The sequence below is a fragment of the Psychrobacter sp. CAL346-MNA-CIBAN-0220 genome (assembly GCF_040309805.1).
GTDB lineage: Bacteria > Pseudomonadota > Gammaproteobacteria > Pseudomonadales > Moraxellaceae > Psychrobacter.
This window is the reverse complement of record NZ_JBEOPF010000001.1, coordinates 361878-380714: the sequence shown is the minus strand read 5'-3', so window position 1 is coordinate 380714 and position 18837 is coordinate 361878. Positions and strand designations below refer to the sequence as shown.

General features: G+C 40.8%; 16 protein-coding genes. 4 read left to right on the top strand and 12 right to left on the bottom strand.

Features of this window, described 5'->3' with window-relative positions:
• Positions 1-31: 31 nt before the first annotated feature.
• Positions 32-655, bottom strand: a complete 624-nt coding sequence (locus AAEY88_RS01505; protein ID WP_350558036.1) for a helix-turn-helix domain-containing protein — start codon at positions 653-655, stop codon at positions 32-34.
• A gap of 171 nt (positions 656-826) precedes the next feature.
• On the opposite strand from AAEY88_RS01505, the gene AAEY88_RS01500 reads away from it, so the two are divergent.
• The 4 genes from AAEY88_RS01500 (at position 827) to AAEY88_RS01485 (ending at position 4949) form a co-directional block, all read left to right on the top strand.
• Entirely contained in the window at positions 827-1552 is a 726-nt protein-coding gene (locus tag AAEY88_RS01500) for a haloacid dehalogenase type II (protein ID WP_350558034.1), read from the top strand.
• Positions 1553-1639: 87 nt separating this feature from the next.
• On the top strand, positions 1640-2158 hold the full coding sequence (locus AAEY88_RS01495; RefSeq protein ID WP_350558031.1) for a DUF302 domain-containing protein: 519 nt from the start codon (positions 1640-1642) through the stop codon (positions 2156-2158).
• A 266-nt stretch (positions 2159-2424) separates the two neighbouring features.
• Complete coding sequence (locus AAEY88_RS01490) at positions 2425-3387, top strand: acyltransferase (protein WP_350558028.1); 963 nt, start codon at positions 2425-2427, stop codon at positions 3385-3387.
• A gap of 299 nt (positions 3388-3686) precedes the next feature.
• Positions 3687-4949 (top strand): amidohydrolase family protein, encoded by a 1263-nt coding sequence (locus tag AAEY88_RS01485; RefSeq protein ID WP_350558025.1) that lies wholly within the window; start codon positions 3687-3689, stop codon positions 4947-4949.
• A 215-nt stretch (positions 4950-5164) separates the two neighbouring features.
• On the opposite strand, the gene arfB is transcribed toward AAEY88_RS01485, so the two are convergent.
• The 11 genes from arfB to AAEY88_RS01430 form a co-directional block, all read right to left on the bottom strand.
• Positions 5165-5578 carry an alternative ribosome rescue aminoacyl-tRNA hydrolase ArfB gene (gene arfB, locus AAEY88_RS01480; RefSeq protein ID WP_350558022.1) on the bottom strand — a complete coding sequence of 138 codons (414 nt, stop codon included), beginning with the start codon at positions 5576-5578 and terminating at the stop codon, positions 5165-5167.
• Between the two features lie 308 nt (positions 5579-5886).
• Positions 5887-6774, bottom strand: coding sequence for an MBL fold metallo-hydrolase (locus AAEY88_RS01475; protein ID WP_350558019.1), 888 nt, complete (start codon positions 6772-6774; stop codon positions 5887-5889).
• 228 nt (positions 6775-7002) lie between these two features.
• Entirely contained in the window at positions 7003-7926 is a 924-nt protein-coding gene (locus AAEY88_RS01470; RefSeq protein ID WP_350558016.1) for a LysR family transcriptional regulator, read from the bottom strand.
• A 191-nt stretch (positions 7927-8117) separates the two neighbouring features.
• A complete protein-coding gene (locus tag AAEY88_RS01465; protein WP_350558013.1) occupies positions 8118-9479 on the bottom strand; it encodes an NAD-dependent succinate-semialdehyde dehydrogenase in 1362 nt (453 codons plus the stop codon).
• 77 nt (positions 9480-9556) lie between these two features.
• Entirely contained in the window at positions 9557-11212 is a 1656-nt protein-coding gene (locus AAEY88_RS01460) for a thiamine pyrophosphate-dependent enzyme (protein WP_350558010.1), read from the bottom strand.
• Positions 11213-11293: 81 nt separating this feature from the next.
• A complete protein-coding gene (locus AAEY88_RS01455) occupies positions 11294-11632 on the bottom strand; it encodes a RidA family protein (RefSeq protein WP_350558008.1) in 339 nt (112 codons plus the stop codon).
• Between the two features lie 129 nt (positions 11633-11761).
• On the bottom strand, positions 11762-13051 hold the full coding sequence (locus AAEY88_RS01450; RefSeq protein ID WP_350558005.1) for a divalent metal cation transporter: 1290 nt from the start codon (positions 13049-13051) through the stop codon (positions 11762-11764).
• A 28-nt stretch (positions 13052-13079) separates the two neighbouring features.
• Entirely contained in the window at positions 13080-14330 is a 1251-nt protein-coding gene (locus tag AAEY88_RS01445; RefSeq protein ID WP_350558002.1) for an FAD-dependent oxidoreductase, read from the bottom strand.
• A 32-nt stretch (positions 14331-14362) separates the two neighbouring features.
• On the bottom strand, positions 14363-15454 hold the full coding sequence (locus tag AAEY88_RS01440; RefSeq protein ID WP_350557999.1) for a beta-carotene 15,15'-monooxygenase: 1092 nt from the start codon (positions 15452-15454) through the stop codon (positions 14363-14365).
• Between the two features lie 183 nt (positions 15455-15637).
• The gene (locus AAEY88_RS01435) at positions 15638-17065 is read right to left on the bottom strand and encodes a sodium:solute symporter family protein (protein ID WP_350557996.1); all 1428 of its coding nucleotides are present in this window, start codon (positions 17063-17065) and stop codon (positions 15638-15640) included.
• Positions 17066-17276: 211 nt separating this feature from the next.
• Positions 17277-18314, bottom strand: a complete 1038-nt coding sequence (locus tag AAEY88_RS01430) for a histone deacetylase family protein (RefSeq protein WP_350557993.1) — start codon at positions 18312-18314, stop codon at positions 17277-17279.
• Positions 18315-18837: the final 523 nt, after the last annotated feature.

Below are 18837 nucleotides of genomic sequence, written 5' to 3'. Positions count from 1 at the left end.
TTCGGCCATTTAAAAAAAACTGTATGGATTGTTAATTTGTTTCTACTTTATTGTTTATGGCATCGCTATAAAGCGCTTCTAAAGATAACGCCATATCTTCAGCAACGTCGTGCACAGCGCTACTATCAACTTCACGTTGGGCAAAGGCGCGCAGACCCATCACTTCGGCCTGCAATCGCCGACCAAGGCGCACAGGGTCTAGCTGACTATTTAATTCTCCCAGCCGTTGGGATTCAGTAAAGCACTTTATGAAATGGGTCTCCATACCTGCCAGCATGCTCTCGACTTTCTGTAAAGCAGACTGCTCACGTTCGCCTAATTCTAATAAGCTCTTGACCAACATACACGCACGGCTTGGTAACTCTTCATCACGCAGACCGCCAAGCAAACGTAGATAAGCTGCCAATCCCAATAATGGAGAGCTATGCTTACTCAAGGTGCGCTCTAGTTCAACCATAGCTTTACGGGCATAATAATCGAGTGCTTCTTGAAATAGACCATCTTTGCTACCGAAAGCGGCGTAGATACTACCAGGTCGCATATCGAGCGCTTTTTCTAAGTCTTTTAACGATGTGGCATGAAAACCCTTTTGCCAGAACAGCTGTAAAGCTCGATCTAGAGAGTCTTGCCGATTGTGAAGTGTTGCACGAGACATAATCAATTCCAATGGTTCTAAGTCGCAATTTTAAATAGTCAATAAGCACAATAATATAATTTGAGTGATTGCTCAATTTTATCTTGAATAGTCTTTACAGTCCAGTTAAAGTTAAGTGACGAAGCTATATCGTGCCCCTTATTTTACTGACTATACAAACAAGGATGCCTAATGTCTCAGAATAAACAAGATCAGAATAAAACGGCTCAGAATAAGTTTCCTTCGATTATCGTATTCGACGTCAACGAAACCCTTCTCGATATCACCAGTCTCGAACCTTTATTTGAGCGTGTATTCGGTGATCGAATTATTATGCGAGAATGGTTTGCACAGCTGGTACTGTACTCACAAACCATGACTTTATCAGGTCTTTATACCTCGTTTGGCAACCTTGGTGTGGGTGCGCTACAGATGGTTGCCACTACTCATAAGGTAACACTTACAGACAGCGATATCGTAGAGTTAAAAGAAAGAATGAGCAACATGCCAGCCCACTCTGACGTTATTCCTGCACTTACCCGATTAAAAGAAGCAGGGTTTCGCTTGGTCACTTTGACTAACTCGCCAAGTAGCACGTCCCCTACTCCATTAGACAAAGCAGGATTAAGCCAATTTTTTGAGCGTAACTTTAGTGTTGAGAACGTCGGTAAGTTCAAACCGGCTCCCGAAACCTATAATATGGTCGCAAAAGAATTGTCCGTCGACACCTCAGAGCTGTGCATGGTCGCCTGTCACCTTTGGGACACTATAGGGGCGCAAGCAGCGGGCTGCCGTGGCGCATTTCTTACCCGACCACACAATGCTATTCTTTCGGCACCAAATGTTCCTTTACCGGACTTTGTTGCTTCGAATCTGAATACTCTTGCTGAGCAAATCATCCTTAATAAAGAGGCATAATTTAATCGTATAAACCTACTAATCCTTTCTTATTAAAATTGATATTAGGCTATCACCCATTATCAATACGAACCAACAGGTAAACTTATGATTAAAATTATTCCCATTGTCGCCTTTGCTTTGCTAGCCTCCTCTTGTGCCAGTTTTGGAAAAAACATGCACACACCTAAGGATAACCATCCAATCAAAGAGACCGCTGTTTATGCAAATCCTGGAGATGGATTGGTCACACTTGAGAGTGATTATTCAGTTAAAGAAACTGCTGATAGGTTTTTATCTATCATTGAAAACAAAGGCCTAACACTATTTACCAGAATTGATCATCAAAAAAATGCCGCAGGTGTCAACTTAGAGTTAAGACCAACGGAAGTCATTATTTTCGGTAATCCAAAAGCTGGGACCGCATTAATGCAGTGTGCTCAAAACGTGGCAATTGACTTACCACAAAAGGTTCTCATTAGTGAAGACGCAAATAACAAGGTTTTTCTTTCATACAACAATCCCAAATATCTTAAAGTGCGTCATAACATTAAAGGCTGCGATAAAGCTATTAACGATATCTCAACGCTTCTTGGTAAATTAAGCATTGCTGCCACATCAAAGTAAGCAGCTAATAAACTAACATTAGGCTCGGCTCAAACGCTTAACTGATTTAGCCAATAATACTTTTTTATTTTTCTTCTACCAGTTTGATAGCTTCTGCTTTGAACCATAAGCTGTAGCTCTATATCTCCTTAGTTATGAAAGTTGGCGTATTTATTATGTGTTATCGCCAGTCACGTCAACACTCGTACACTAATATTGATTTCTGCTAAAATTATATGATGGCATTAGCAATAGCTAATAATAGGTATAGATAGAAAGGATTTAACATGCGATTGGCATCATTTATACAAAAAATGCATAAACGCACTCCCAAACTTGGCAAAGCCGTTTCGCTTGCGACTGCAACTGTCGTCATTGTAGGTAATAGTTTTGGTGGTAGCATCCCTATGTGGTTAATGGGCACGACCAAAATCATTACTGGAGCACCTATTGCTGATAAGATTGTGATTAAAATCGCTAATTATTGGATTAATAGTAATAATGCAATGATTGACACTATTTTGCCACAAAAAGACTGGCGTATTAGCTTACCCGAGGACACACATACCGAGGGTAAATACTTACTTGTTAGTAATCATCAATCGTGGGTTGACACCAGTATCGTTCAGTATGTTAGTGAAAACCGTTTACCGTTAACCCGCTTTTTTACTAAGTTTGAATTGATATACATACCCATCGTTGGTCAAACCTTTTACTTTTTAGATTTTCCAATGATGCGTCGCCATTCTAAAGAAGCTATTGCGAAAAACCCGGCATTAAAAGGTAAGGATATTAAAGAAGCAAAACGTGCCTGTGCTCTTCTTAAAAACAAGCCTTTTACGCTACTTAGTTATTTAGAAGGCACACGCTTTACACCCATTAAGCGTGACAAGCAGCATTCACCTTACACGCACTTACTCAAGCCACGAGCAGGTGGTTTAGCACTTGCTATCAACGCCTTGGGTGCAGATATAGATAGTATTTTGGATATGACGATTGTTTATCCCGATGGAATACCGACTTATAGCGACTTGTGGAAAGGCAATATTAAGCGTTTAGGTGTTGATGTACGGCATATCGACATACCCCATGCTCTGTTTTCCAGTATTCAAAATGGTGGTTACGAAAACGACGAGGCTACCAAAGCGCAAATGTTCGACTGGGTAGAGAAAATATGGCGACAAAAAGATCAGCGTATTACTAATATGCTTGCTGAATTTGAAACCAAACCCGCTGCTTCAGATGCCTAATTGATAATCTATTCCCTCACTTTTTGTAAACTGTCTTTTTACTAGACCTCTATACATTAGTGCAAGCTCGTGTGTAATGCGGAAAGGTTAAGGCGTTACTATCAAAACATATTAACTCACAGCCACAGTATATTAGTGATGAGCGCGAATCCCTGATTAAAGCTAATAATAATCAGGTCTCCTAATACTCTCCTTAACCGATCAAGCATCTGAAGTAAGACCTTAGATACAATGATTCACTAGATAAAAAGATTCAAACGAGACTTAATTAAGTATTCGTAAACAGGGAATAAATAATAATGACTGACTTAATAATTAAAAACGCACGCTTAACAAACCGTGCAGGCTTGGTTGATATTAGTATAAAAGATTCTCATATTGAGGGCATTGATGCTGCTAATAGTGACACTACTAATAATCCGGTTACTAATAGTGATGACCGTCTTTATGAAAACACTGTTTATGACGCAAAAGGCAATTTTGTCTGTGCCGGTTTTTACGAGAGTCATATCCATCTCGATAAAGCCTGCATACTAGACCGTTGTACCGTAGAGGAAGGCAACTTAAAAGAAGCGGTTGAAGAAACTGGTAAGGCCAAAGAAGAGTTTACTGAAGAAGATGTGTTTGAGCGGGCATCAAGAGTGCTAGAAATGGCTATTAAAAAAGGCACCGTAGGTCTGCGCACGTTCGTTGAAACTGATGCTAAAACTCAGTTGCGCAGTTTTAACGCTATAAAAAAAGCTCGAGAAAAATATGCCTTTGCAATAGATATAGAGATTTGTGCTTTTGCCCAAGATGGCTTAACCAACGAGCCAAAAACGCAGGAACTGTTGCAACAAGCACTAGCACAGGGAGCGGATTTGGTCGGCGGTTGCCCTTACAAAGATGACAATCCCAACCAACATATTGAGATGATATTTGACTTGGCTGAGCAGTTTAATGTCAATGTTGATTTTCATCTGGATTTTGATTTAGACCCTGATAACTCAAGTATTCCAAAACTGGTAGAAGAAACCATCAAACGTAACTATCAGGGGCGCGTGTCTATTGGTCATGTTACTAAGCTGTCTGCTATGGACAAGATGCAACGAGGAGCAATGGTAGGGTTACTGAAGTTCGCAGATATCTCATTAACGGTGTTACCCGCAACTGATATCTATTTAAATGGGCGTGACTACGACGCTTTGATACCTAGAGGCATGGTAAATGCCAATGAGTTAGCAGAAATGGGCATTAACACCACTATTGCTAGTAATAATATTTTGAACGCCTTTACCCCTTACGGTGATGCCTCATTAATTAGAATGGCAAATATGTATGCCAATATTGCGCAACTGTCCAAAGACACTGAAATAGCAGATGTATTTGACATGGTCAGTAAAAATGCAGCGAAGTTGTTGTCACATCAGACTGCAATAACAGTGGGGGCACCAGCTACTTTGGTGGTGTTAGAGGCGAAAGATGCGGTATCGGCAATTAGAACCGCCGCGCAAGCTTTAGCGGGTTTTAAAAATGGCAAACAGACCTTCTGTAATCAAGCGGCACATATTTGCTTTGAATGAGCGTCATTAAAGTGAGCTTCATTGATAGGTTAAAACACGCAACGATGCAGATTATAGCAGTACCAATCATAAGGATAAAAAATAGGACAGTAATAAATACCTAAGTATAAGTCAGTGACGTTATGAAGGCTACTATCTCGAACTTAATTATGCCGACCAGATTTAAGAAGCCCCAGTTTAATGACTGGGACTTTTTATGTGCTTAAGTAGCCCACTTAAAAATCGACCTTACCTCGCAACAATTTTGTTTTACCCCGCTGCGTTTTTTTGTCCACACGTTTACGCCGAGCATTCTTGCTCGGTTTAGTGGGCTTTCGATTTTTGCTAACGTAAGTGGCTTTTATTATAAATTTTTGAAGGCGCTCGAAGGCATCGATTTTGTTTCTTTCTTGAGTGCGAAATTGCTGCGCTTTAATGATTAGCACACCCTCTTTACTAATGCGGCTGTCTTTGCTTTCTAATAAGCGCTGTTTGTGAGAGTCGCTAAGACTGGAAGCGTTGATATCAAAGCGTAGATGAATGGCAGAGGATACTTTGTTGACGTTTTGCCCGCCTGCACCTTGGGCGCGGATGGCGTTAATGTCTACCTCGTGGTCGTTAAGGCTGATGGTATTGCTTATAAAAATCATGGTCTGCTTTTACGTTAAATAATTATTGTTGATTGTTTATCATAAACCATTATCAAATAGGCTGCTACTTGCAATCTCTCTTACTTCGGGAAAGCAAGATAAATGATGAAACAATGTTAGCGGAATTAGTCAGCCTGCCTTTTGAACGATGCTAAACGTGCTGGTGATGAAGCAAGCTACTAATCGACCTTAATCAATCTTACGAGTATTCAGAGAACGCTGATTTAATGAACACTCTTTTAAAACGTGAATAGAATCATTCATTCCCTTAAGTCGGCACTTTTATTAGCATACTTAGTCAATGCTATTTATATCTGATGACCTTCAAGCAGTTCGACATATCGTGATACGCTTTGCTTTATGGCTTTTTTTGCACCTGATAGAATGGTTTTGCCCTCAAAAGCACCGTAGATTCGATCGAAGTCCCATAACTCTAGAGTGTCGCCTATGCGCTGAACGGTAGCCGCTGCCAATGGCAGCATATTGGGATAGCTGTGCATGAACGAGACACGCGTATTATCTGCGGCGACCTGAATAACGTCTCCACTGAGCAGAGCCCCTTTACCATCAGCTCCTTGAGGCCAATGTAGAACAGTGGCGCCAGGAAAATGTCCTCCGGTACGGATAAGTGAAAGACCATCGCCTATCTCAAAGCTTTCACCTTCCCAAAAAATTAGCTTCTCATCGGGTCGCATTACCCATTCACAGTCGAGCTTATGAAGATACACAGGGGCGTCAAATGCATGCGCCCAATCTTGCATGGTTGTGTAAAAATGAGGATGCGAAATCGCGATTGCACTAATACCGCCAAGCGCATGAATAAGTTCCTCAGTAGCGGGATCAAGTAGAGCAATACAGTCCCAAAGAATATTATCATTCGGCGTCCTAATCAGAAACGCCCGTTGTCCTATACCAAAATCAGGATGGGTTTTAATTTCGTATAAATTTGGTTCATGCTGTTTCCACATGTTCGAGTGAGAGCCGACAAGATTTTCAAGCGTGGTCCAAGTTTGCCCATCAGCAGGTACATATTGACGATCATCTTCGCAGATTGGGCAGTTTTTAGGAGGGTTATTGCTTTTGGGGAATGAGGTTCCACAGGCATTGCAAATATGAATAGACATTATAAAGTCCTCGTAGTAAACGATTGGAATCCGTCGGTTAGAGCTACAGCTGAGTTGATTTCGAGCAGTCACTCATTGTCAGTTAGTCTCGAAGTTTAAATGAGGTAATAAATGCCAATCTCGTGCTGCTGGGAACTACCTGAAGAGACAAATAAGTTAGCAACATTAGATAATCAGCAAAGTCTCATTATCATTAGCAAGCAAATATATAGGGCTGGATAATATAAATTCTTGTAGATCCATTATATAGCCATTAGAGATTGTACAAAAAACTCTCCTACTAGCCCATCAACACTTGCTTTAAAAAGAAATATCGAACTCTAAAATTTCTTCAATAAATTTAGCTTCAATAGGTGACAAGGCGCGGTGTTTGTGCCAAAAAATATGAATGGGTATATCCGCAATACCTTCTTTTGGGGGCAGACGTCTGAGCTTAGCTTCTAGGTGGGTCGCTGCAATAAACTGATCAGGTAACGCACCGATACCATATCCAGTATAAATCAGCCGAACCGCTTCATCTAAATTGTTAGTATAGGCGCTGATACGGCCTGTTAGATCATGACTTTCTTTAAATACAGTAATTGGAGAGAGAACATCCCCAATATCTTCACTATTAAAAGCAATAAAATCCTCTTTTAATAGACTGTCAAAACTCAAATCGGGCGATGAGAATAAAGGATGATGATAGCCGCAGTACAAATAATAGCGCTGATTAAACAATAACTGTTGATTAAGAGTTTCGGGAATATGTTTGGCCAAACAGATACCGACAGCAGGGGTTTTTTGTTTGAGGGCATTTAGAATATCCATGCTTGATTTCACGGTCAAATCTAAGGTGATATTTGGATATTTCTTTTTAAAATAGACTAGGAAATCATTATATTTTGGATTGTGGAGACGACTGGCCACCAAAAGCTTAATGTCGCCTTCTAAGAGATGCGAGTTACTGCCTTTCATCGCCTCAATAGAAGTGATTTCTGTAAATATAGTTTGGGCAACTTGTAAACAGTAATGACCGATGGGAGTGAGCTCTAAAGGCTTGGTATTACGGATAACGAGCTGACTCTCCAGCTGCTCTTCAAGCTTTTTAAGGTTCTGACTGACCGCTGACTGGGTAATATTTAAACGATTAGCGGCAGTACTAATACTGCCCTCTTCATATATAACGATTAACACATGAAGCAATGTCCAATTTAAGCTGTCTGCTAATTTCTGTTGTATCATGACGATTTCAGCACTTATATTCTAAATATATTGATGACGAAGTAACATGAAAAAGTAACATGAAAATCAAGCTAAAAGCACATAGAGTTAAATTATTATGATACTTCAGCCTATGGACTTCAGCTCGATTTTCATTACTACCTTTAATTCATAATACAATATAGTTAGGGATAGCGGGTCTCTATAAATCTTTATTTACTATATAACTTAAAGTTTACAAACTCACTCATACCATAAGGGCCAAGCTCGCGTCCAAAACCTGATCGTTTGACACCGCCAAATGGGTGTTCAGCTGCTGTTCCTGGGGCTTGATTGAACGCAACCATACCAACTTCTAACTGTTCGGCCACCACTTGCCCGCGTGCCAAATTCTGTGTATGAATACATGCTCCTAGGCCGAACGAGGTATCATTAGCAAGCCTGATAGCGTCTTCTACGTCTGCCGCCTTATATACGACGGCGACAGGTCCAAATAACTCATCATGGTACGCTTGCATATCTGGTGTGATATCGGCTAATAGACTGGGTTTGAACCATGCTCCAGACTTTGATATTTGTCCACCAGCCACTAATACGGTCGCGCCCTGCTTTACCGCATTATCATATTGCGCTTGGATGGTCTCTAAAGCTTGATTGGAAGATAATGGCCCTAAAAAAGTGTCTTTATCTAATGGATTTGTCGGCTCCAACGCCTCAACTCTATGAGTTAATTTTTCTACAAACTCGTCATAAATAGCTGCTTGTAGAATAATACGTTTTGCCGCATTACAAGCTTGTCCTGCATTGCCAAACCTACCGATAAATGCACATTCTACTGCTTGATCAATATCTGCATCGGCCAGAACTATAAATGGATCTGAGCCGCCCAATTCAAGCACTACTTTTTTCAACGCGGCACCGGCTACTTGAGCAACAGCCGCCCCTGCTCGCTCTGATCCTGTTAAGGAAACCCCTTGAATACGTTTGTCATTAATGATTGTTTTAACTTGGTCATTGGTCACAAAAATATTGTTATAGACGCCTTTAGGTAAGCCTGCTTGCGCCAATATGGAGACGATAGCGGTCGCAGATTTAGGACATGAAGGCGCATGCTTCAGTATAATCGCATTGCCTAACATCAGATTCGGAGCAATAAAACGCGCTACCTGGTAGTGAGGATAGTTCCACGGCATGATACCCAGTAACACGCCGATAGATTCTTTTTTTACCACAGCGTTTTGAGTGTTGGGTAATTCTGCGGTCTCTAAAAATTGCTCACCATACTTGGCATAATAACGAAATATTTCGCTGACTAACTCAAGCTCTCCCTCACCTTGCGCAACAGGCTTTCCCATCTCGCATGCCATAATCTTAGCCAGCGTTTCGCGTTGCTCATCATACAGGTCAGCAATCTTATTTAAGATCTGTGCGCGCGTTTTAACATCGATTTTACGCCATACTTGATAAGCATCATGCGACTCGGTTATGAAATCGTGGACTTCCTGGTCAGAATGGTTTTCATATTGCTCTTCTATCTCGCCAGTCGCTGGGTTCGTTACTTGATAGTGGGTCATAATACTTCCTTATTATGAATGATGTGATGAGTGACTTATATTATTAACTGCTAGTAGCATTAACTGGTATTAGCGGCCTAAGGCATAAGCTGCTCAGGATCAGTCATCACATGTAACAATACTGTTCTACGCTCTTTGGTAACTACCTGCATCGCTTCATTGATACTCATTTTAATATCTTTATTATTAGCGATTCGTATGCCGTGTGCGCCAAAAGCATTGGCAAGCGCCGCAAAATCAGGGTTTTGTAGCTGAGTACCCGATACTCTATTAGGGTAATGGGCTTCTTGATGCTGGCGAATAGTGCCGAACTGCTGATTGTCCATTAAGATGATTAAAACAGGCGCGTTATAACGTAATGATGTCGATAGCTCCGCTTCATTCATCATAAATTCGCCATCACCTGTGACGACAACGGATAGCCGTTCGGGCGACTCTAAGGCGGCAACGATACCTGCTGGCAAACTATAGCCCATCGCCCCATTTCTGGTACTAAGCTGACTTGGGAAGGTGTGCGTAGGCAGATAACGCTGTGCCCATAAACAATGATTGCCCGCACCAAAACTATATACGGCATCTGTCGGTAATTGCTCAGTAATTGCTTTAATAACTTGGGTCATACTGGCATAAGGTTGATCAGTGCTTTCAATAGCTGTTTCCTTTTCTGGAAAAGCACAATCTTTTCTTTGTTGCTCATGACAATAATTGAACCAAGACGCGCGAGACTCTGAGCTTGTTAATAGCGACACTTTGCTTAGCGCTTTACTAAAGCTAATGGGGCTGGCGATAATATGTTCAGTAACTGAGCCACTATGCCCGCGCAAACTGGTATCTAAATTGACAATATAATTGGGCTTATCAAAAGACTGACGTAACTTATAGCCATCACTCGCGACATCCCCTAATACGGTTCCCATCGTTAGCAGCACGTCAGCGGTTTCGATTAATGCTGCACACTCATCTGAGCGCCCATAACCCAAATAACCAGCATGCGCAGGCGAATCAAAGGCAACTCTGTCGGAAGCTCGCCAATCATGAATCACCGGTATGTGATTGTCCTCGGCAAACTGTGTCAACTGCCTAGATGCTTCAGGTGTCCAGTTTTGTCCCCCAGCAAAAATCAACGGCTTGGCAGCGTTTGATAGTGCATCAAGTATGATATTGAGCTGATCATCAGCAACACAACCTTGGGACACAGGTATCACCGGATGCATTTGTCCATGAAACTCTTGCTGAATAATATCTTCAGGTAATCCCACTACCACAGGGCCAGGTCTTCCTTCTAAAGCGGCATGAAAAGCCTTTGCTACAATTTCGGACGCTCTTGAAACTTCATCTAATATCAGTACCTGTTTACATTGACTAGAAAACCATTGATTGGGGTCAAACTCTTGGAAAGACTCACGATTTCTATCTGCTACAGGGATTAATCCGACGAATAATATGAGTGGTACACCATCTTGCCAAGCGGTATGGATACCGGTATAGGCTTGCGCAGCGCCCGGTCCACGCGTCACCATAGCAATACCCGGCTGACCGGTAAATTTCCCATGCGCATCTGCCATATAAGTACAGGCGGCTTCATGGCGACATACCACTGTTTGAATATCAGCATTGTAGAGTCCATCTAATACTGATAAATAGCTCTCACCTGGGACGACATAGGCGCGGCTGACCCCATGTAATTGCAAACTGTCTACGATCGCTTGACCACCATGGATTGTATTATTCATTATTATCCCCTTAACTATTATTTTCTTAATTCGAGTTCTGACTGGTTACCAGTATGATTAATCTTTTACTCAACAGCGACTTTACTCAGCAGCGATTATAGTGATTTCTACCAATAAATCAGGGTGTGCTAAAGCCGACTCTCCACACGCGCGAGCAGGCGGCAATGTGTCGTCGAACCATTGGTCCCATACGGTATTCATCGCTTCAAAATCTGCCATACTTTTTAGCCATACGGTTGCCGAGAGTATTTTTGATTTATCACTACCCACGTCCTCTAGTAGCTTTTCGATTTTATTCAGACAGGTCAATGTTTGAGCCGCCACATCTTCGTCGATAGCCCCGACTTGACCCGATAAATAGACAGTTTGGTTATGGATTACGATTTGGCTCATACGTTGATTACTATTAATTTTTTGCATTGGGGTTTATCCTTAGTTCATTAAAATGTATAGGGTTAAAACATATATTATTAGCTTACTTTATTAAGTGTTTAAAATCGCTGAGCATTAATTATCTAGAATTCACAAACTTACTACTTATTTGCCGTTTTATAAGAGTGTGAAAAGTCCCAATAAATTGGCGATAAAAAGTAAAGCGATACCTGTCAAAAATATTAGTCCTGTTATTGCCCATACGTTCATTGCAGTAGATAATTTTTTATGATCTTTAATCAATACATAGTTTAGTCCGCCTACAATGGGTGCCGCGATGAAAGCGGCTATCATGGCAAACTTGAGCATTGAGCCAAGTTGACCTGTAAAGAAGATAATGATGATTAAGCCGCCAACAATGGCGTAGGTTGTCCAAAAAAATATTTGTTTATTGGTAATCTCTGCATTACCTTTAAAAAGTCGCAAACATTCAGAATTGGCGCGCGCCGTTCCATCGGCGCTGGTGAGCGTGGTACCGAACATACACATAAAAGCCACGAAAGCGACGAGGAATCTTGACCATTCACCAATAGTAGCTGTGTACATATTGATCAGCTGACCAACGTAATCACTTCCTGCGGTTTGAATCTCCTGACCAGAGCCATATTGAACAAACACCCCTAGCGCTAAAAATACTAGTGCTAAAATAGTAGAGACAGCATAGCCCACATTAAAATCAATCAAACCTTGACGATGCGTGGTGTTTTCAGCCTTAATTTTTGCAGATATCCACATCGAATTGATGGCTGAGAACTCCATTGGTGCAGGCATCCATCCCATCAAAGCAACAAGAAAGCCTAAAGTCGCTAAATTCCAAGGTGACGTTACTACAAAATCTGCTGTCATAACCGTAGGTTTACCTGCAGCCATAATGACAGCGACAAGAGACCCTAGTGTCAAAGCAATGATAATCCACTTATTAACGCTATCAAGTAGTTTGTAATGTCCTGCGACTAAAAATACCCAAGAGATACCCATGACGATAACAGACAATGTAATAGTCGATAGCTCAAGGCTGGCAGGTAGCATAAACCCTAAGATAGCAGCGCAAAGTAAGGCAACGGCGCCTGTACCTACTACCGATGCAAACATAGACAAAAATAGATAAACACCCAAATAAACTTTTGATTTCTTATAGTAACCAGCGATTAAAGACTCACCAGTACCATAGACATAATCAGTACCAAAACGAAAAAATGGATACTTTAATAAATTGGTTATTATTATAAGTCCTGCAAGCTGCCAACCATAAGTTGCGCCAGCTTGCGTAGAGGATATTAAATGCGAGCCGCCAATAGCTGCTGATGCTAATAAAATACCAGGACCAAGGGTACGCCAACTAAAAATTTTCTGCACATCGCTATTACTTGCACTATGCGTTAAATGATCAGACTTAGATGTAGGCATAGGAACCTCATATTAATGAAAACAAAGATTAAGCTATTAAAAACCGCTGAGCATTAAAGGGATCGACGTTAACCGTCAAAGGTTTGTTATGTATCAGCTCTTCGACGATACGCCCGGTAATCGGTCCTAAGGTGAATCCTTGATGACCATGTCCAAAAGCAAACCATAAATTATCATGCTTATTGGCTGCGCCGATCACAGGCTTCATATCAGGCATACAGGGTCTAGACCCACACCATGCCTCTGACTCTACCTTGTTATTCAATGGCAAAATTGTTTTGGCGAAATGCAATACAGCATTTAATTGTCCAAAGTCTTTTGCCGCATTCATTAATGTCATTTCAGCGCCGGTAGTAATGCGAATACCTTGTTGCATTGGCCCCATGACAAACCCTTTATCCATATCGACCAAGCTATGATTGATGGTGTTTTGAGGTGTGATGTCAAAGTGTTGATGATAACCACGCATCGGAAATAGTGGCAAATCATAACCTAGAGGTTTTATCAGCTGATTTGACCAAGGCCCGGCAGCAACCACTAAGTGATCGCTATAGAAAGTAGCATCATCAGTTATCACCTGCCAACCATCACCATCAGGTAGGATTTGTTTGACATTACACTCAGCTATTGACCCTTGCATTTCTTGGAAGCTTTTGGCATAAGCTTTTACCAATGCACCGGGATTTGAGACTTGCCAAGAGTTGGACCAATGGATAGCACCAATAAAGCCATCGAAATTACCGTTAGGCTCAAGTACTTTTAGTTCATCAATGGAAAGAACTTTGTGCTCAATTCCTTGTTCACGCATATTTATCGCTGCTGCGATAGCGACTTTAAACTTATCTTCAGTTCGGTGCATCTCAATCCAACCAACACGTCTGATTAAGTTTTCTGCACCAGCAGCCGTAATCATCTCTTGATGCTCACTGGTACAATGCTCAATCAGAGTCTCCCACTCTTCTTCTATTTTTTGGACAGAAGATGGCGCAGAAAACTGCCAATACTGTAGTAGTGCTCGGTGATGACGTAGGACGGCAGGCCAACGATAGCGAATATCAGTATTCTGATTCGGTAACACTCTTACCAGCTCAGTAAAATGTCTAGGAAAAGGATGCACATGAATGGCTTCCCGCTGTATCAACCCGGCATTACCATATGAGGTCTCTGACCCTGGTGACTTTCTATCTAATAATAAAACCTGAGAGTTATGTTTTTGGAGATGCCAAGCAATGGACGTCCCTACCATGCCGGCACCAATAACAATCACTTCATATCGCATACCATACCCCTTTGTTTCCATTTTACTTTTCATTATAACTTTGGTCGTTCAGCCATAAATATCTGACCTTTAAAAGTCTTGTACAAAGCGCAAATCAGAACATACATTCCTAGAATACCTAAAGCGGGATATAAGGTGCCTACTAAGGTACTGAATGGGAAGAGTGAGGCAAGTAAAGATAGCACCACAACAACAACGGTCAATATGCGAAACTTTGACGTTTCCGTATCAGAATCATAAAAGCGGATGCAAAAACCATATAAATTAGATACAGCCGTTGTGAATACCGCAACCACGAGTACTATACTAAATAAAAATCCGGTAGTTGGACCAATACCACGCGCTATCTCTAAAAACGGAATCTCATAACTCATGACGTTTTCAAGGTTTGCTAAGAGCGCCATGATAATAAATAGCAAACAAATACCTAAAGTCATCCCGCCGATAACACCAGCCATTCTTACTATTTTTAAGTTCGGCTCTTTATTACCAATAGAAGCGAAAGTAGATACCCCTGGAATGACATTATATGAGACATAAACGATCGCTGACGTCCACCAAAATGGGGTGGCTGTATCAGGTTGAAGGGTTTGGAGGCTGGCATCTACGGTTGCCAATTGATCAGAGTAAGTGGTGAAAGTAATGACAGAGATGACAATTACTGCCAAAATCATTAATGGAGAGATGATCCCTAACGCTCTAACAGAGGAGGTAAAGCCAAAGATCACAGTTGATAATGTCATGACGGCAATGATAATTTTGCCGGCAACTGGCGGCAGACCCCAGTACTGATGAATAGCAGCACCGCCACCTGAAAACATGATACTAATGACGCCAAACATAAAGAACAACAGAATATAGTCGGCGAAAAACCCTACTTTTTTACCACACAGATAATTCAGAACGACTCGGTGACTGTTGGTCTTAAGTTGATGACCCAATTCCATAAATACGGTACCGTACCATGCCAACATGATCATAGTGATAACGGCACCCAACATACCAATAAAGCCATAGCTTGCAAAGAACTGCAGCACCTCTTGCCCACTTGCATATCCTGCACCAATGACCGCGCCGACATAGACACCGGCATAGCTGATCGCTTTTAGAATGGAAGTACTCATATTAAACATCCCTGTTGTTGTCAGTTGACCAAGCAATTACCTTAATAAATCCTTTATGTAGGTAACGGTTTAACATTAATTGCTGATTGGTCGTTATTATTTTTTTCTTTTGAATGTGCTGATTTAATTGTCGTCACATACACCTGTCGTTAATCAAAACTTAGACAAGTCTAATTAAAATACTTAAATTTTATGACTTGAGTCATTGGTCGCTAATGACACGAAAATGACCAATAGAGTTGAAATTGGAAGACCTATAAATATCGGATGCCAACCAAATGGATGTCCAAGTACCTGCCAAGTTACTGCCACAATTAAACCGACCCACATTGCCACTGTTCCACCTAAGCGAGTCGCTTTTTTCCAGAACAAGCCAGCAATGACTGGTGCTAATAAACTTGACACTAACATAGCTGCACCTGTCACCCATAAACTGACTAATTGCGGGATATATAGTGCTAGTAGTAAAGAAAAGATTGAAACCAGGACAACTGAAAGACGACTATACTTTAACAAGCGGCTATCGAGATCGGGTGTCTCTTGTAGTCTTGGTTTAATGATATCGTTTATAATTGAAGAGGCACCAGCCATACAGAAAGAGTCAGCTGTTGATATTACCGTTGCAAGTAGGGCAATAATCATCACTACAACCATTGGAAAACTAAATACATCTCCAATTATTTTATAATAAGTTAGGCTGGAATCAATTTCTCCGATGTTCAAGCCGAAACGGCCCATAACACCCGTTGAAATAATAAAGAAGCCAGTTATAAAGGTTAAAATAATTGAAATCCAGTACCCATTTCTAGCTATTTTAGCGCTCCCAGCAGCCCAAAACCTCTGCCATAAGTCTTGTCTAACGAACTGATAAGCCCCAATGGTTAATAAATAAACGAACACTTCAGAAGGTGAAATACCGAGAATACTTAAAAATTCACTTTGATTGGCAAGTGCTGCTTGTTTAGATACCTCTTGCAAGCCACCAGAAGCCAAAATTACGGCTACAAATAAGACAAAAATACCGATTGTCTGTATCGTTCCATGAAAAGCATCTTGCCAAATTACTGACTTCATTCCACCGTAATAGGTCTTTAACGTGAGCAGTACCCAACTGATTAAGATACCAGTGGTAATATTTAGTCCCATTGTTAGATTAAGTACAGTGGCGATGGCTGCAAACTGCATTCCTGTCAACGCGCAGTTAGCAACTAAAACACTGACCACGGTTGGAATCCTAGCACCCTCACCAAACCTCAAAACAGTAAAATCTGCAATCGTTACCATTTTATACTTTTCGCCAAGCGTACGAATTCTACTAAGAAAGAGTCCAAGCATCAGCAGACCCGAAATTAAAATCGAAAGGTTTAACCATTGCTGACCCATGCCATATAAAAAGCCGTTCTGCATAAATCCTAATAACGTCGCACCACCAACCGCAGTTCCTACAAAGGTTAAAATAAGAGGGAATATCGATACAGACCTTCCTGCAACGTTATAATCATCATATGTTTTAATACTTGTTTTGTTGATATAAAACGATACACCAAATAAAAATAAGAAATATATAACAACTAACGAACCTAAAATTAAACTTTCACTTGAATTATACATACTTCACTTCCCTCTAGATTGTTGCATATTCTGCAATAGTGATCGCTTTAATGTAGACACCGGTATAGCTATAGACACCGGCATAGCTGATCGCTTTTAGAATGGAAGTACTCATATTAAACATCCCTGTTGTTATCAGTTGACCAAGTAATTACCTTAATAAATCCTTTATGCAGGTAATGGTTTAACATCAATTGCTATTTGGTCGTTATTATTTTTCTTCTGAAATAAACCCAGATAAAAAGGCTTGTAAATTTTCATTGAGCTTTTCTATACAGTAGCCGCCTTCAACTAAAACAATAACGGGCTTATCTAGTGCTTTAAGTTTTTGTGCTAAGGTTTTAAACCCTTCGGTACTAACGTGACATTTGGCCTGCGGATCGTCTTTATAAACATCAAATCCTAAGACATGGACAATGACATCTGGATTAAATAACTTTATAGTTTTGATTGCTTTGTCAACATGATGGAAAAAACCGGCTTCATCGGTATCGTGCGGCATCGGAAAGTTAATGTTATAGCCATAACCTTCGCCTTCGCCTTTCTCATGTTCATGGCCTGCGACCACTGGATAAAAATTGATAGGACTGCCATGTACAGAGGTATACAGCACATCCTTGCGGTCGTAGAATATTTCTTGAATACCCTGACCATGATGCATATCAGTATCTATAATGGCAATTTTTTGGAATTTTTGACGTAAATGCTCAGCAATAATGGCGGCATTATTTAAATAACAAAAGCCACCTGCTGCACTTTTACGTGCATGGTGGCCTGCGGGTCTTGTGAGACATATTTGCAACTTATTTTGATTCGTCTCTTCGTTTAACAACGAATCAGCGGCATTGAGCGCCGTTTGAGCAGACCAGTAGATAGATGTCCATGAATGCTTGCCAATTGGCGCACTGCCATCCGCCTGATATTTAGCAGCTTTTGCCAAAATACCAAGGCCAGCATTGTTATGCGGCATATAAATGGTCGTTTGAACTTCCTCTCCCATATCCTCATCTACGGCCATCCATTCTTCATAACCATGCTTTAAAAAGTCGACATAGCCAAAATCATGTACCGCTAAAATAGGCTCGATTCCTATGTCTTTAGCAGTCGTTACTTCTAGGCCTAACGCCTCTGGCGCTTTTAATAACTCTGTCAAGCGCTCAGGTTTTTCTTGCGGTTGGCGCATTTGTCCCCGAGAAAAGTAACTCTGTGGGTGATGAAGCTTTTGCTTTTCATGGCTATATATTTTCATTCTGTACATTCCCTTGTTTCTAAAAATTCCATTTTTTCTTGTCAATATAAGCGCTAACTACCAACCAAAACCATGATAATAGTTCGAAAATAACAAGATTAAATATTAAAAATACTAATAATAAAGTAATATTTAGCGATATTATTTTACTAAAAATTTAAATACTACTCATAGTATTTGTATCAGTTCAATATATGTTGATGGATAGACACAGTCAAACGATATAAAGTAATAGGCATTATAAGTACAGCTAATACCTATTTATACAGGCATCTCATCAAGCAATTTGGCGCCGCGCCGCAAAACCAAATACACCGCCTCGTTGATAACCAACAACAAACCATTCACTTTTATAAACGTAACGTTTATATCAGACCTTCTAACCTGCCATAAGCGATTGTCTTTATCTTTATCCAAACCAATGGCAGTTGGGTCTATATTGCTTTTCTCATCGATGTCTATATTCCTGCTATCGTTAGCTAGAAAATGATAATAATATCAAGATAGGTTTGATATTTCACAC